Below are 14704 nucleotides of genomic sequence, written 5' to 3' on the forward strand. Positions count from 1 at the left end.
GTATGGCTTGCCGTCCGCAGACGGTAAAAAGAAAAACGCACCGGCTTTCGCCGGTGCGGAGCGGTGTTACGCAAACACCGTTTGAATCAGGATCATATAGGCCGCCGTGCCGACGCCGATGGAGAGCAGGTTGTTGTGCTTCCAGACGTGCAGCACTGCGGTCAGCGCGATGCACAGCAGCTCGGGAACGCCGTGTGTGCCGGTCACCCAGCCGACATTCTTGAGACAGTAAACTACGAGCAGCGCGATGACAGCCGGAGGCAGCGTCGCACCCAGATAACGGATGATCGGCGGAATCGGCTTTTTGCCGTTAAAAAGCAGAAAAGGCGCAACACGGGTGGCAAACGTGCACACCGCCGCGACTGCGATCATCGCGAGAGCATATCCAATCGACATTTATGCCGCCTCCTTCGCAAGCTGCCGGCGCAGCGCCACGAGCATCACGCAGATGGCGAGCATGGCGGGCAGGATGAAATTCTGAGGGCCGAGAAGCGCGAGCGAGAGCGCCGCCGCGCCGAGACCGAGAAACGCCGGAACATGGCTTTTCGACGCCTGCCACTGCTCGACGAAAATGACCGTGAACAGGCTGGTCATCGCAAAGTCGATACCCGTCGTGTCGAACGGCAGTACACCGCCGATGAACGCGCCGATGATCGAGCCGATGATCCAGTAGGCGTGGTCGAGAATGGCGACCAGAAAGCGCATCGCGTCCGGGTCGACGTCCGAGGGCGTTTTCAGCGAGCAGAGCAGCGAATAGGTCTCATCGGTCAGCGAGAAGATCATGTACCACTTGCGCGCGCCCATGCTGTGAAATGTCTCGAGAAAGGACAGACCGTAGAAAATGTGACGGCAGTTGAGCAGCAGCGTCATCACCGCGACCGTCACGAGCGACGCCTTCGCCGCGAGCAGCGAGACGAGCAGGTACTGTCCCGAGCCGGCGTAGATGGTCAGACTGCACAGAAACGCCCACGGGGTGGTGAAGCCGATGTCGCGAAGCATGACGCCGAACGCGAAACCGATGAACAGATAGCCGCAGAGCACGGGAATGGTCGCCGTGAACGCGGGACGTAATGCTTTGCGCATGGAAAATCACCTTACATACTACAGAATAACGGGCAGAAAAAAAGCACCCTGACGTGCAGAGTGCTTTCAGCATATTCAACGTCACGCCGAAAATCAGATAGCGCGGGTTACCTTGCCGGAACGGAGGCACCGAGTACATACGTTGATATGGCGGGGAGTACCTTCGACCAGAGCCTTTACACGACGTACATTCGGCTTCCAGGTTCGATTGGAACGACGATGAGAGTGAGAGACCTGAATACCAAAGGTCACGCCCTTGCCGCAAATATCGCACTTTGCCATTTTTCCTGCACCTCCTTCTTTGTTTCTTGCATAGCAGATATTATATTACCACAGCATAGGGGAAAATGCAAGATTTTTTTTTGAAATTTTTTCGATAATTTAAGTTTTGTAGGAGGCGAGTCGGGAATAAGTTGAAACTCTGCATAAAAAGGGGTATAATAAGTAAGAAATATTGCGGAAGGGAGAACCCATATGCAGCTTAAGGAATTTGGCGTAAGCCTGGGAGACTTGATCCACGAATTTAATTTTGAGGTAGTATACGGCCCGGAGGGCTTTGAAAAGATCGAGATCACAAAGGACGACGTAAACCGTCCCGGTCTTCAGCTTGCCGGCTTTTTTGATTATTTTGACCCCAACCGCATTCAGGTGATGGGCAAGGTCGAATCGAGCTATGTTGAACAGATGGAGTCGGAGGAGCGGCGCGCCTGCTTCGACCGGCTGTTTGAAACGCGCATCCCGGTGCTGCTCATCACGCGCAACATCGAGCTGTTCCCGGAGTGCGTTGCGGCGGCGCAGCAGTACGGCGTGCCCATCCTGCGCACAAACGATTTCACCTCCACGACCATCAATGCCCTCGTTGCATCCCTGCGCGTGCAGCTTGCGCCGCGCGTCACGCTCCACGGCGTTCTCATTGAGATCTACGGCGAGGGCGTTCTGCTGCTCGGCGACTCGGGCGTCGGCAAGTCTGAGACCGCGATCGAGCTGGTCAAGCGCGGTCATCGCCTGATCGCGGACGACGCGGTCGAGATCAAGCGCGTATCCGACAAGACCCTCGTCGGTACTGCGCCTGAGGTCATCCGCCACTTTATCGAGCTGCGCGGCATCGGCATCGTCGACGTCCGCCGCATCTTCGGCATCGGCGCGATCAAGATGACCGAGAAGGTCGAGCTGGTCATCAACCTTGAGCCGTGGGAGGACGGCAAGCAGTACGACCGTCTGGGCATGGACGGTCAGACGACCTCCATCCTCGACATCGCAGTCCCGAGCCTGACCATCCCGGTAAAGCCCGGACGCAACCTCGCCGTTATCATCGAGGTCGCAGCGATGAACGACCGCCAGAAGAAGATGGGCTTCAACGCGGCCAAGGAGCTGCAGGAGCGCATGCTCAAGCAGTACGGCAACTAAGCTGTCGCCAAACTTCGTTTGGCCGACAAGCGGTGTTCTGACAGCGCGGGGCGCCGCAGAACACGGACGGAAAAAAGTTCCTGTTCAGAAACTTTTTTCTCTCTCAGGGGATAAAAAGTCAGGTACACGCCCCGATTTTTTATGAACCTGCTCCGCAGGTTCTATTATATGCACGCCGCCGCGCGGGGGTGCGGGAAATCTTGCTTACGAATTTTCGGACAGATAAGCAGTGCACACGACAGATAACAGATAAATTATATGGCAGCATCACAGACTGCACAGGAGGAACAGAGGTAAAATGCAAATCATTGCGGATCTTCATACACATACCAACGTCACCGACCATGCGTTCAGCACGCTGACCGAAATGGTGCAGGCGGCACATGACATGGGCCTCAAGGCCATCGCGATCACCAACCACGGCCCCACCAACCCGGACGGCCCGCATGAATGGCATTTTTCCAATCTGAATCTCGTTCCGCGAAAGATGAACGGCGTGACTGTCATCCGCGGCATCGAGTTCGACATCACCGCCCCTTCGGGCGGCATCAACGTCATGGCGAACAAGAGTCTGAAGCACATCGACTGGGCGCTCGCCTCCTTCCATGAATGCCTGTTCCCGCCGGCGGACAGGAGCATCCACACGGCGGCGCTCGAGTCCATCCTTTACAACCCGTATGTCAACGCCTTCGGCCACCTCGGCAACCCGAACTTTGATTTCGACCATGAATACATCATCAGCCGCTGCAACGAGCGCGGCAAGGTCGTCGAGATCAACAACGCCTCGCTGAACGTGCGCGCCGGAAGCAAAAAGAACTGCGCGGACATCGCGCGCATGTGCATGAAATACGAGGTGCCGATCGTTGTGGACAGCGACAGCCACATCTGCTTCCGCGTCGGCCATGTCGAGGGCGCGCTCGAAATGCTCGAGGAGATCGGCTTCCCCGAGGAGCTCATCATCAACAGCAGCATGGCGCGTCTGGACGCTTACTTCAAGGGCCGCGGCATGGATCTGTTCAGCGGCGAAGAATAAGAGGGATACTTATGCGGATCGGTATTGATTTAGGCGGAACGAGCGTCAAGGCGGCGCTCTGCGCGGATGATGGCGCGATTCTCATCAAGCAGAGCGTGCCGACGAAAACGGGAGACCCGGACGGCCTGCGCGCGGACATGAAGCAGCTTGCGCTCGCGCTGTGCACCTCGGGCGGCGTACAGCCGGACGAGGTCGAGAGCATCGGCATCGGTGTGCCCGGCTCGTATGACAAGCCCTCCTGCACGCTCAGATTCGGCACAAACCTCGGCATGAACGACGTCTGCTTTGCGGAGACGTTTCAGCCGGAGTTCGGCTGCACGGTGCAGCTCGACAACGACGCGAACTGCGCGGCGCTCGGCGAGGCGACCGCAGGAGCAGGCAAAAACGTGAAGAATATGCTGATGGTCACGCTCGGAACGGGCGTCGGCGGCGGCATTATCATCGACGGAAAGCTGTATACCGGCTGCAACAGCCTTGCGGGCGAGCTGGGACATATCGTCATCCGGCAGGGCGGCGAGCCGTGCGGCTGCGGCCGGCGCGGCTGTCTGGAGGCCTACAGCTCGGCGGCGGCCCTCGTGAAGTTCGCGCATCGGGCACTTGACGCCGGACGGGAGAGCAGCCTGCGCAAAAACGGCCCTGACCTCAACGCGAAGCACATCTGCGACGCAGTAGATGCCGGCGACGCGCTCGCGTGCGAGCTGTTCGAAACCTACTGCGACGATCTCGCGTGCGGTCTTTCGAGCTTTATCAATATCTTTCAGCCGGAGTGCATCGTGCTCGGCGGCGGTCTTGCAGGCTATGGCGAAAAGCTGCTCGCGCCGCTGCGCAGGCGCATCGAGAAGGAGACCTTCCGCGGCGACACGAATACCGAGCTGGTCCTGGCCTCGCTCGGCAATGATGCCGGTCTGGTCGGCGCCGCGATGCTCTGAACATACAAACATAAGAAAAACCGCTGTATCGGAACAAATACAGCGGTTTTGTTTTGCCTGTTCTGCTTTTTACAGACCGAGCATCTTCTCGACCAGCGCGCACGCATCCTCGATGCAGCCGGGGCAGGAGCGGCGGACATTGCCGTCGGCGACGCCCTTGAGCTCGCAGCAGAGGTAGGTGCCGTTCTTCTCCTTGAAGGCGTTCGCCATCTCGCGGGTCTGCTGATAGGTCTGCGCCTTGGTCGTGCCGGGCGCTTCGATGCCAGCTGAACCCTTGACGCCGGCGAGCATGAACGCGCCGCTCAGCGCACCGCACATATCCATCACGCCCATGCCGAGGCCGAAGCCCTCGGCCATCTTATAGGCGGTCTGCTCGTCGAGACCGACGAGGTCGCAGTAAGCGCAGGCGACCGACTGCGCGCAGTTGTAGCCCTTCCCGTGCAGCTCCTGTGCACGCTGCTGTCTTTCTGTCATAACAAATTCCTCCTTATGCTGTGTCGATCAATACTCCACCTGTGTGAAGTAGTACATGATCGCGTTGTACTGTGCGCGCGCCTCGGCCTGAAGATCCTCCTCGCTGTCGATGAACTGCTGATCCTCTGCATTGTCGATGAAGCAGAATTCGCTCGTGAGCGCCGGGATGTAAAGCGAAGCCGCCGCGCGGTTGGTGTAGTAGTAGTCGCCGTGGCTGCCCTCGCGGAACACGACCGAACGGATCGGCACGCCGAGCGCTCTGTATTCCTCGAGCAGCTTTTCCGCAAGGATCTTCGTCGGGCCGCCGTTTTTGTCGGCCACCTGCGCGAGCGCTTCTGCACCGCGCGCCGCCGTGTTCGCGGCGTTGTGATGGACGCTGAAGAACAGGTCGGCGGTGTCCTGATAGCGCTCCATGACCTTGCCGCGCAGCGTCAGATCGCTGCCCTCCTCGAGCGTGTCGCGCACCATGATTACGTTCACACCGGCGCTCTCCAGATAGCTTTGCAGATATTTCGCAACCGAAAGGTTGATGTGCTTCTCGTCGTATACCTTGTCGACGCTCGTCGCGCCGACGTCGCTGCCGCCGTGACCGGGGTCGATGATGACCGTCATCCTGCCGTCGATCTGCGAGGTGCGGGGCGGCTCGACCGGATCGTTCGGCTCGCCCTCGGACGCGGAGTAGTCACGCACGCGGACGAGATAGTTCGCGCTGACGTAGCGGCCGGTTCCCTTGGAGGTGTCCATGAGGTGCGCCCAGCCGTTGGCAAGGCTGTCCACGACGACCTCTGCGTTCGCGGAGAGCTGACCGACCTTTTTCGCGGTCGAGGACGCGGAAGCGCGTACCGCGAGCTTGCTCTCGACCTTTACGCGGTACCAGCCGGTCGTGAACGGCTCGTCGGGCTCGGTCTTGCCGTCATAATCGCTCAGACGCTTGAGATAACCCGCGCTGACATAGCGGCTCGTGCCCGCCGAGGTGTCCATGAGATGCGCCCAGCCGTTCGCAAGGCTGTCTACGACGACCTTGTCGCCCTTCGACAGCTGGCCGACGGACGGATAGGTGGTAGCCGGGCCGGAGCGCACGGTGAGCGAGGATGAAACATTCACCTCATACAGACCGGTCGTAAAAACAGGTTCCGGCGTCGGGGCGGGCGTCGGCGTGTTCGGAGTCGTGCTGCCGTTGTTATTGCTGTTATTATTGTTGCTGCTGTTATTGTTATCCGGCTGTTCGGGGTCCGGGGCGGGTGTCGTGAGTCTGACGGTGCGCGTGGCATTGTCCCATCCGGCCTCGAAGCCGATCGCGTCCGCGATGTCCGCGATGCTGTAATAGTTGTTGTCGTTGATCAGGTAGCCGCGGAAGGAGACCGCACTGCCGTTGAGCAGGACCTTGAAGGTGGACGCGGAGACCTTGAGCGAGGAGAGGGTCGAGGCGGAAAGTTCGCCGCCGACCTTTTGGTATTTCTGACCGGAGATCAGATTGATGACCGAGCTCTGGCTGGGCGTCCAGGTGACGTTGAAGGGCGCGGTGGTGTCGCTGAGAAGATACGCGACGTCGCGCAGCTTGAAGTAGTTATAGCCGTCAACATTATAGGCCTGCGGCGTGACAGCCTTGCCGTTTACCATGAACTTATGGTCGGAAATCGCGACCTTGGGGGAAGCGGCTGCTGCGCTGGCGAGCGTGACGCTCAGCACGGCGCACAGAGCCGCGGTGATTTTGCGAAAATGCATAAAAACCTCCGTTTCCGCATACAGGGGAAAAGCGAACGGAACGTCCGTTCTGCACGAAATGTCAAACAAACATACAGTCATAATAGCACGATGAAGGGCGGATTTCAATGCTTTGCAGCGGAATGACGCATAACTGTAATATAAGCGAAGGGGAGAGAGAAACACCGGATGCATGAAGATGAGTATTGTGTTCTCGAGCGAAAAATGATAATATAAATGTGAAAAATACATCGGAGGTAACTATTATGCAGTTCCGTTTTGCGCACAATAACTTCAACGTCCGCGACCTTGAGCGTTCGCTCAAATTTTATGATGAGGCACTCGGCCTCAAGGAGGTCCGACGCATCAACGCCAAGGACGGCAGCTTCACCATCGTCTACCTGTCGGACGGCTCGACGCCGCACCAGCTCGAGCTGACCTGGCTGCGCGACTGGGACAAGCCGTACAATCTCGGCGACAATGAGTTCCATCTCGCCCTTTCGGTCGACGATTTCGGCGCGGCGCATCACAGGCATCAGCAGATGGGCTGCATCTGCTTTGAAAATCCGGCAATGGGCATCTATTTTATCTCCGATCCGGACGGCTACTGGGTCGAGATCATTCCGTCTAAAATGTGACGGAAAAGGAGATCCTATCATTGAATCCTTATCTTGATCTGTTCCTGACCTTTGCGCAGATAGGCGTGTGCACCTTCGGCGGCGGCTACGCCATGCTGCCGATCCTGCAGCGCGAGGTCGTAGAAAAGCGCGGCTGGGCGACTGAGGACGAGCTGATGGACTATTACGCCATCGGCCAGTGCACGCCGGGCGTCATCGCGGTCAATACCTCGACGTTCATCGGCTACCGCCTGCGCGGCGTTCCCGGCGCGATCACCGCGACCGCAGGCATGGTTTTCCCCTCGCTCGTCATCATCACGATCATCGCTGCGTTCATTCAGCAGTTCGCCCATCTCGCCGTGGTGCAGCACGCCTTTGCCGGCATCCGCATCGCGGTCTGCGCGCTCGTGCTGCAAAGCGTGTGGAAAATGGCGAAAAAGGGTGTCGTTGACATCCCGACCGGCGTTATTCTGGTCGTGACCTTCGCCGCTGTCGCCTTTCTCGGCGTTTCTCCCGTCCTCATGGTCGTTATCGCGGCCGCCGCAGGCATTCTTATCAATGTTGTGAGGGGGAGGAGAGCATGATCTTTTTACAGCTGTTCTGGGAGTTCTTGAAGACCGGTTTGTTCGCAGTCGGCGGCGGTCTGGCAACGCTTCCCTTCCTCAAGGCAATCACGCACAAGTACCCGTGGTTCACGGCGAACGATCTGATGGATATGGTCGCGGTCTCCGAGTCTACGCCCGGCCCGATGGGCGTCAATTCCGCGACCTACGCAGGCTTCCATGCCGCCGGACTGCCCGGCGCGCTCACGGCGACGTTTTCGCTCGTGCTGCCGTCGGTCATCATCATCATTCTGGTCTCGCGTGCGCTTGACCGCTTTCGCTCATCCTCGCTCGTGCAGAACGGTTTTTACGGTCTGCGTCCGGCGTCCGCCGGTCTGATCTTCGGCGCGATGTTCACGGTGTTCGCCGGCTCGCTGCTGCATCTCGACCTGTGGAGCGGTCCGGAGAGCCTGCTTTCCGTACTGAATTACCGCGCGATTTTGCTGTTCCTAGTGCTTTCGGTCGCGATCCGGAAGCTGCCGAAGGTGCATCCTATCGTGTTCATCGGCGTGGGCGCCCTCGCGGGCATCATATTCCAGTTCTAAAGAGAGCCGAAAGGCTCTCTTTTTGCTTGTGATACCGTCAGCAGAGGGGAAGCGGTTCCGCCGTTCCGGCGGCTTGCCGCCGCAGGCGATGAGTGCCCTTTCTGCTTTACCGAAAGCAGACGCAAAATTTTCCGCCGATACAGCGGTGCGCCGCTGGAGGCGAGATAGGCCCTCCCGGGCCGGGGGATGTTCGCCATGGCATGGCGAGTGCATTGCCGCCGTCTGGCGGCGGAGACAAAAGGGGGCAAGGGCACCGTATGGTTCCCTTGCCCCCTCTTGACACCCCTTTGACCTTCCGCTGGCCGCTCAGCGAAGCATTCGCGGCTAAACGGGGGGTACGGGGGCTCGATTCCGTGCGTCGGGCAGGTTTTGGGAAGCCTCATTGCCCTGAATTTACCTTGCGTTATCCGCCGAGCATAACAGTGCGCGGCCAGACGGTGCAGGGCGGCAGTGTTCCGCTGCGAAAAGCTCCGCTTCGATCAAGGGGTGTGCCTTGGAGCAGGAAACGCCCCTGTGGGCCTCTCGCATTTAGACGCGCGACCGAAGGGAGTCGCGTCCCAAGGAAGATGAGGGGGAGTTAAGAGGGGGATAAGAAACCATCGGTGTCTTATCCCCCTCTTGCCCCCGCCGCCGGGTGGCGGCATCCCCCGGCCGCCGAAGGCGGCCAATGTCCACGCTCACCTTGAGCGTAAACTCGCCTCCAGCGGCGCACCGCTGTATCGGCGGCAGATTTACCGTCAGCAGACGGTAAAAAAAGAAAGAGGAGGACGGTTTATCTTTACATTGCGACTGGAAAATGCTATAATCATGCTGTATATTTGCGTCCAAAAGGGGGGGCGGGAATTTGAAAAAGAAAATTCAGACGGCTCTTCGACCCGGCCGAGCGGCATTTTATGTGCTGTTTTTACTGTTTGCGGCCTGCGGTCTGTATTTTTCAAAGCCGTATGGCTTCATCGGCATGGCCATCGTCATCATCCTGCGCATGGTCGCGATCCGCAGCGACGCGGAGCGGCGGCAGCGGGTGTATGATCTGATGGAAAATATCGAGATCGAGGGCGGAGAAGTCCGTCCGGCGGTCACGAAATCGCCGCTGCCGACCGTTGTCGCGCTCGCGACGACCGGACAGATCATCTGGGCGAACGAGGCCTTCGCGGACATGACCGGCCATTTCGCACACGCGCCGCACATGCGTCTGACCGAGCTCGCGCCGACGTTCGAGACTCGCTGGCTCATCGAGGGCAAGACCGCCTTCCCGGGCGAGCTGCGCATGGGCCGCGGCATCTACCATGTATTCGGCAGCATGATCCAGTCGGGCGCAGGTCAGATGATGATGCTCCATTTCATCGACTGCACGGAATTTGTCCATCTGCGCGATGATTCCGAGACGCGCCGCCCGGCCATTGCGGTGATCGCCATCGACAACTATGAGGAGCTCGTCAAGAATACGACCGACTCGGAGAAGTCCAACATTCTCGCCGGCATCGACAGGCGTCTGTCCTCGTGGGTCAAGGATTCGAGCGCCGTCATGCGAAAATATGACCGCGACAAGTACATCTTTATCATCGAGAACGCCGAGCTGGACAAGCTGGCGGCGAAAAAGTTCTCGGTGCTTCAGGAAGTGCGCGATATTCAGAACCATGAGGGCGTTGTCGCGACGCTGTCCATCGGTATCGGCCGCGACGGCGAGACGCTCGCGGAAAGCTACAAGTACGCCGGTCTTGCCATCGACATGGCGCTCTCGCGCGGCGGCGATCAGGCCGTCATCAAGAACCGTTACAGCTTCGAGTTCTTCGGCGGTCTGAGCGAGGAGGTCGAAAAACGCACCAAGGTCAAGAGCCGCGTAGTCGCCAATGCGCTCAGCCAGCTGATCCGCGATTCGTCGCAGGTGCTCGTCATGGGTCACAAGAACAGCGACATGGACGCCATCGGCGCTGCGGCAGGCATGGTCTGCGCCGCGCGCGTCAAGAACAAGCCGGTACACATCGTCGTAGACCGTGAGCACACCATGGCGAGCGATCTGATCGAGCGTCTGGAGACGCAGAGCGAGTACAAGGGCGTGTTCGTCAGCGCGGAGGACGCGATGATCATGTGCGACTTCAACACGCTGCTCATCGTCGTGGACGTCAACCGTCCCGCCTATGTCGAGAGCGAGTCGCTGCTCCAGTCCATCAACAAGGTCGCGGTCATCGACCATCACCGCCGCGCGGCGGATTATATCGAAAACGCGGTCGTCAGTCTGCACGAGCCGTATGCCTCGTCCGCATCCGAGCTTGTCAGCGAGCTGCTTCAGTACCTCGTGCCGACGAGCAGCATCCTGACGGCGGAGGCTGAGGCCATGCTTTCGGGCATCTACCTCGATACCAAGGGCTTTTCCACGCGCACCGGCGTGCGCACGTTTGAGGCGGCGGCGTATCTTCGCCGCGCGGGCGCGGAGGCGAGCGACGTCAAGCGTCTGTTCCAGTCGAGCTTCGATCAGTATATGGAGCGCCAGAAGATCATTTCTTCTGCGCGCAACTGCGGCCAGGGCGTGATCTTCGCCATCACCGGTGAGCAGGTGGACCGCATCGCGGCGGCGCAGGCTGCTGACGAGCTGCTTTCCATCATCGGCACCACGGCATCCGTCGTTGCCTTCCGCAGCGGCGAGCACGATATGGCGGTCTCCGCACGCGCGGCAGGCCAGGTCAACGTTCAGCTGCTCATGGAGCGTCTGGGCGGCGGCGGCAATCACTCCGCGGCGGGCGCGCAGCTCAGGAACACAACGCCCGAGGAGGCGGACCGACTGATCACCGAAGCGATCTGCGGTTATCTCGAGGATCAGTGCGCGGAGAAGCAGAACGAACACTGAGCACATTTCTCTGCCGGAAACCGGGCAGAACAGGCATAAACCAAGCAATATAAAATTAAGGAGAGACTTATCATGAAAGTAATTCTGACAGCAGACGTAAAGGGCAAGGGCAAGAAGGGCGACCTCATCGAGGTCAGCGAGGGCTACGGCCGCAACTTCCTCATGCCGCGCGGTCTGGCAGAGCTGGCTACCGCCGACAACCTCAACGTAAAGAAGGCGCAGGACGAGGCGCACGCACGCAAGGTTGCGCTCGAGCAGCAGGCAGCGCGCGAGGCGGCGGAAAAGCTCAAGGAGAGCCCGGTCAAGGTTCCGGCCAAGGGCGGTGCAGGCGGCCGTCTGTTCGGCGCAGTCACCTCCAAGGAGATCGCGGAGGAGCTCAACCGCCAGTACGGTCTGAGCGTTCCGAAGCAGAAGATCGTGCTCGAGGAGCCGATCAAGACCTTCGGCGTACACCGCGTCAAGGCGAAGCTGTATCAGGACATCGCAGGCGAGATTCTGGTGCAGGTGGTAGAGGCCTGAGTACAGGGGGTATCCAATACCCCCTGTATACGCCGGGCGGTTCCGTAGAAACCGCCCGGCGATACCCCCGGACGCCGCCCACGGCGGCTGGGTCGGGGTGTAAAAAGTCAGGCGCATGTCCTGACTTTTTACGGACACGGCTCTGCCGTGTCCTGTTTCATCCCGTGCGTGGGACGCACGGAGGGGCGCTGGCGGCGCTATTCCTTATATTATTTGTATCGAGGTGTATTTGTTGGATGAGCTTTTAATGCGGCAGGTGCCGCAGGACCTGACTGCGGAGCAGTCGCTTCTCGGCGCGATGCTGGTCGATCCGAACTGTATCCCCGAGGTCATCGAGCAGGTGCGCTCGGACGACTTCTACGCCGATGAGAACAAGCGGATCTTTGAGGTCATTTATTCGATGTTCAACGGCGCGAAGCGCATCGACCCGGTAACCGTGCTCGACGAGCTGACGAGCGCGGGCTACTACGACGAGGCCGGCGGCCGCGCCTATCTGTTTCAGCTCATGGACATCACGCCCGGCTCGCGCAACGTCACGGAATACGTCCGCATCGTGCGCGACAAGAGCCTGCTGCGGCAGCTTGCCGACGCCGGCAGCGAAATTCAGCAGAACGCCATTTCTGGGCAGGGCGATGCCTCGGGCATTGCCGAGCTTGCCGAGCAGCGCATCTACAACATCCGGCAGGGACGCGAGATCAAGGGCCTTTCCAAGCTCGAAAACGTTATCGCGGATCTCTATACCGAGCTGAACGAGCGCATGCAGTCGGACAGCGACATCCCGGGCATGTCCACCGGCTTTCATGCGCTCGATAAGGCGCTGACCGGTCTGAACAAGTCCGACCTGATCCTGATCGCGGCCCGACCCGGCATGGGCAAGACCGCTTTCGCGCTCAATATCGCGCTGAATGCGGCCAAGGCGAGCATCCAGAACAAGCCGAAGGGCTACAAGAAGGGCACGGGCGTGTGCGTGTTCCAGCTCGAGATGGGCAAGGAACAGCTCGCGAGCCGCTTTCTGTCCAGTCAGGCGCTGCTCGAGTCGCAGAAGCTCAAGACCGGCGATCTGACGATGGACGACTGGGACAAGATCGCGCGCGGCGCGGGCGTGCTGTCGAGTCTGGATATTTATGTCGACGACAACCCGGCCATCACTGTGCCCGAGATCAAGGCGAAATGCCGCCGGCTGGGCGACGAGCTCGGTCTGATCGTCATAGACTATCTTCAGCTGATGCACGTCGGCGGACGGCACATGGACAACCGTGTGCAGGAGGTCGCGGAGATCTCGCGTTCGCTCAAGATCATGGCGAAGGAGCTCAATGTGCCGGTCGTGTGCCTGTCGCAGCTTTCCCGTGCGTCCGAGCAGCGCTCGGACAAGCGTCCGATGCTGAGCGACCTTCGAGAGTCGGGCGCGATCGAGCAGGACGCGGACATCGTCATGTTCATCTACCGAGACGATTATTATGACGAAGAGAGCGAAAACAAAAATATCGCGGAGATCATCATCGCGAAAAACCGCCACGGCGCGACGGGAACCGTCGAGCTTCAGTGGGTCGGTCAGTACACGACCTTCTCCAACCCGGACCGCATCCATGAGGAATAACGGGCTTCTTCGGTCGGCGGCCGACACGATTCGCCGCTTTGCCATGCTGAGGCCGGGGGAGCGCGTGCTCGTCGCCCTGTCGGGCGGCGCGGACTCGGTGTCGCTCCTGCTCGTACTCCAGGAGCTCGGGTACGAGGTGCGCGCGTTTCATCTGAACCACTGCCTGCGCGGCGCGGAGTCCGACAGGGACGAGGCGTTCTGCCGTGCGCTGTGCGCTGCGCGCGGCGTGCCGCTGAACGTCGGGCGCTGCGACATTGCCGCCCTCTCGCAGGGAAAGGCGGTCGAGGAGACCGCACGGCGCGAGCGCTACCGCCTGCTCGAGCAGGCGGCGGAGGGGGACAAGATCGCGACCGCGCACACCGCGGACGACAATCTGGAGACCGTGCTGTTCCATCTGGTGCGCGGCAGCGGCGCAAAGGGTGTTTCCGGCATTCCGCCTGTGCGCGGCGCGGTCATCCGGCCGCTCCTGTTCGCAGAGCGGCGCGAGATCGAGGCGTTCCTGCGCGAAAACGGGCAGGATTACGTCACGGACAGCTCCAACCTCAGCGATGATTACACGCGAAACCGTCTGCGGCACAGCGTGCTGCCCGTGCTGCGCGGCATTAACGAGCAGGCCGCACAGGCGGCGCTCCGGCTCGGTGAGCAGCTGCGGCAGGATGAGGCCTGCCTCGGCGGGCAGGCGGAACGCTGTCTGCAAACTGCGCTTCGTGCGGACGGCGCCTATCTGACCGCACCGTTTCTCGCGTGCCATCCTGCCGTGCAGGGAAGGGCGCTCCGCGAGGCGGCGAGACGCGCTGGAATGCCCATGCGCGACCTTGCGCAGACGCACATCGAGGCGCTGGAGCGCCTGCTTTCGAGTGCAGACCCGTCCGCGCAGCTCGACCTGCCGCACGGCTTTACGGCACGACGCGAGTATGAGGCCTTCCGCATCGCGCCGCGTGCGTGCGGGGTGCAGCCGGCGGCGCTGCCGCTCACCGTTCCGTTTGACGGCCTGTGGACGGACGGAACGAGAGTCAAACTCAGAAAATTAGAAAAATCCGAAGTTTTTTACAAAACAGTCAATACTTTTTGCGCAGATTGTGGTACAATAGATTTTGCATCGCTGTGTGTTCGTGCGCGGCAGACGGGAGACCGTCTGCGCCTGACCGAAAAGGGGGGCAGCCGGACGCTGAAAAAGCTGATGATCGACCGGAAGATCCCGGCGGCGGAGCGAGACGCCCTCGCCGTCATTGCAGACCGGTCCGGCGTCATCGCGGTGCAGGATATCGGCATGGATCTCAGCCGAAGGCCGGGAAACGGCGCGCGGCTGGAAATAAAGATTGAGAGGAACTGACGAAATGGCTTATAAC

15 protein-coding genes are annotated in these 14704 nt (G+C 60.1%); 10 read left to right on the top strand and 5 right to left on the bottom strand.

Going from position 1 to position 14704, the window contains the following annotated elements; translation table 11 throughout:
* Positions 1–66 precede the first annotated feature (66 nt).
* The 3 genes from H8S02_RS00120 to rpmB all read right to left on the bottom strand — a co-directional run bounded on the left by H8S02_RS00120 (position 67) and on the right by rpmB (position 1365).
* On the bottom strand, positions 67–396 hold the full coding sequence (locus H8S02_RS00120) for a branched-chain amino acid transporter permease (RefSeq protein WP_186968703.1): 330 nt from the start codon (positions 394–396) through the stop codon (positions 67–69).
* Positions 397–1083: an AzlC family ABC transporter permease gene (locus H8S02_RS00125; protein ID WP_186968704.1), complete on the bottom strand. Its 687-nt coding sequence runs from the start codon at positions 1081–1083 to the stop codon at positions 397–399.
* A gap of 93 nt (positions 1084–1176) precedes the next feature.
* Positions 1177–1365 carry a 50S ribosomal protein L28 gene (gene rpmB / locus H8S02_RS00130; RefSeq protein WP_118685483.1) on the bottom strand — a complete coding sequence of 63 codons (189 nt, stop codon included), beginning with the start codon at positions 1363–1365 and terminating at the stop codon, positions 1177–1179.
* Between the two features lie 192 nt (positions 1366–1557).
* On the opposite strand from rpmB, the gene hprK reads away from it, so the two are divergent.
* The 3 genes from hprK (at position 1558) to H8S02_RS00145 (ending at position 4452) form a co-directional block, all read left to right on the top strand.
* Positions 1558–2490, top strand: a complete 933-nt coding sequence (gene hprK, locus H8S02_RS00135; protein ID WP_186968705.1) for an HPr(Ser) kinase/phosphatase — start codon at positions 1558–1560, stop codon at positions 2488–2490.
* A 298-nt stretch (positions 2491–2788) separates the two neighbouring features.
* Complete coding sequence (locus H8S02_RS00140; RefSeq protein WP_118685481.1) at positions 2789–3523, top strand: phosphatase; 735 nt, start codon at positions 2789–2791, stop codon at positions 3521–3523.
* An 11-nt stretch (positions 3524–3534) separates the two neighbouring features.
* The gene (locus tag H8S02_RS00145; RefSeq protein ID WP_186968706.1) at positions 3535–4452 is read left to right on the top strand and encodes an ROK family protein; all 918 of its coding nucleotides are present in this window, start codon (positions 3535–3537) and stop codon (positions 4450–4452) included.
* 69 nt (positions 4453–4521) lie between these two features.
* Here the strand turns inward: H8S02_RS00145 and H8S02_RS00150 are convergent, their stop codons facing one another.
* Positions 4522–4926: a C-GCAxxG-C-C family protein gene (locus H8S02_RS00150; protein ID WP_186968707.1), complete on the bottom strand. Its 405-nt coding sequence runs from the start codon at positions 4924–4926 to the stop codon at positions 4522–4524.
* Positions 4927–4953: 27 nt separating this feature from the next.
* Positions 4954–6651 (bottom strand): N-acetylmuramoyl-L-alanine amidase, encoded by a 1698-nt coding sequence (locus H8S02_RS00155; protein WP_186968708.1) that lies wholly within the window; start codon positions 6649–6651, stop codon positions 4954–4956.
* Positions 6652–6896: 245 nt separating this feature from the next.
* Here H8S02_RS00155 and H8S02_RS00160 point away from each other — a divergent pair, with 245 nt between their 5' ends.
* From H8S02_RS00160 to tilS, 7 genes are all read left to right on the top strand, one after another.
* Positions 6897–7268 carry a VOC family protein gene (locus H8S02_RS00160; protein ID WP_118722547.1) on the top strand — a complete coding sequence of 124 codons (372 nt, stop codon included), beginning with the start codon at positions 6897–6899 and terminating at the stop codon, positions 7266–7268.
* Between the two features lie 20 nt (positions 7269–7288).
* A complete protein-coding gene (locus tag H8S02_RS00165) occupies positions 7289–7831 on the top strand; it encodes a chromate transporter (protein ID WP_186968709.1) in 543 nt (180 codons plus the stop codon).
* Positions 7828–8394, top strand: coding sequence for a chromate transporter (locus tag H8S02_RS00170; RefSeq protein ID WP_186968710.1), 567 nt, complete (start codon positions 7828–7830; stop codon positions 8392–8394). The genes H8S02_RS00165 and H8S02_RS00170 overlap by 4 nt, the downstream gene beginning before the upstream one ends.
* Positions 8395–9238: 844 nt before the next feature.
* Positions 9239–11239, top strand: a complete 2001-nt coding sequence (locus H8S02_RS00175; protein ID WP_186968711.1) for a DHH family phosphoesterase — start codon at positions 9239–9241, stop codon at positions 11237–11239.
* A 72-nt stretch (positions 11240–11311) separates the two neighbouring features.
* Entirely contained in the window at positions 11312–11758 is a 447-nt protein-coding gene (gene rplI, locus H8S02_RS00180) for a 50S ribosomal protein L9 (RefSeq protein ID WP_186968712.1), read from the top strand.
* Positions 11759–11981: 223 nt separating this feature from the next.
* Positions 11982–13355: a replicative DNA helicase gene (gene dnaB / locus H8S02_RS00185; protein WP_330601910.1), complete on the top strand. Its 1374-nt coding sequence runs from the start codon at positions 11982–11984 to the stop codon at positions 13353–13355.
* Complete coding sequence (gene tilS, locus H8S02_RS00190) at positions 13345–14688, top strand: tRNA lysidine(34) synthetase TilS (protein ID WP_186968713.1); 1344 nt, start codon at positions 13345–13347, stop codon at positions 14686–14688. Before dnaB ends, tilS begins: the two co-directional genes overlap by 11 nt.
* Positions 14689–14704: the final 16 nt, after the last annotated feature.

The organism is Agathobaculum hominis, assembly GCF_014288055.1.
Classification (GTDB): domain Bacteria; phylum Bacillota; class Clostridia; order Oscillospirales; family Butyricicoccaceae; genus Agathobaculum; species Agathobaculum hominis.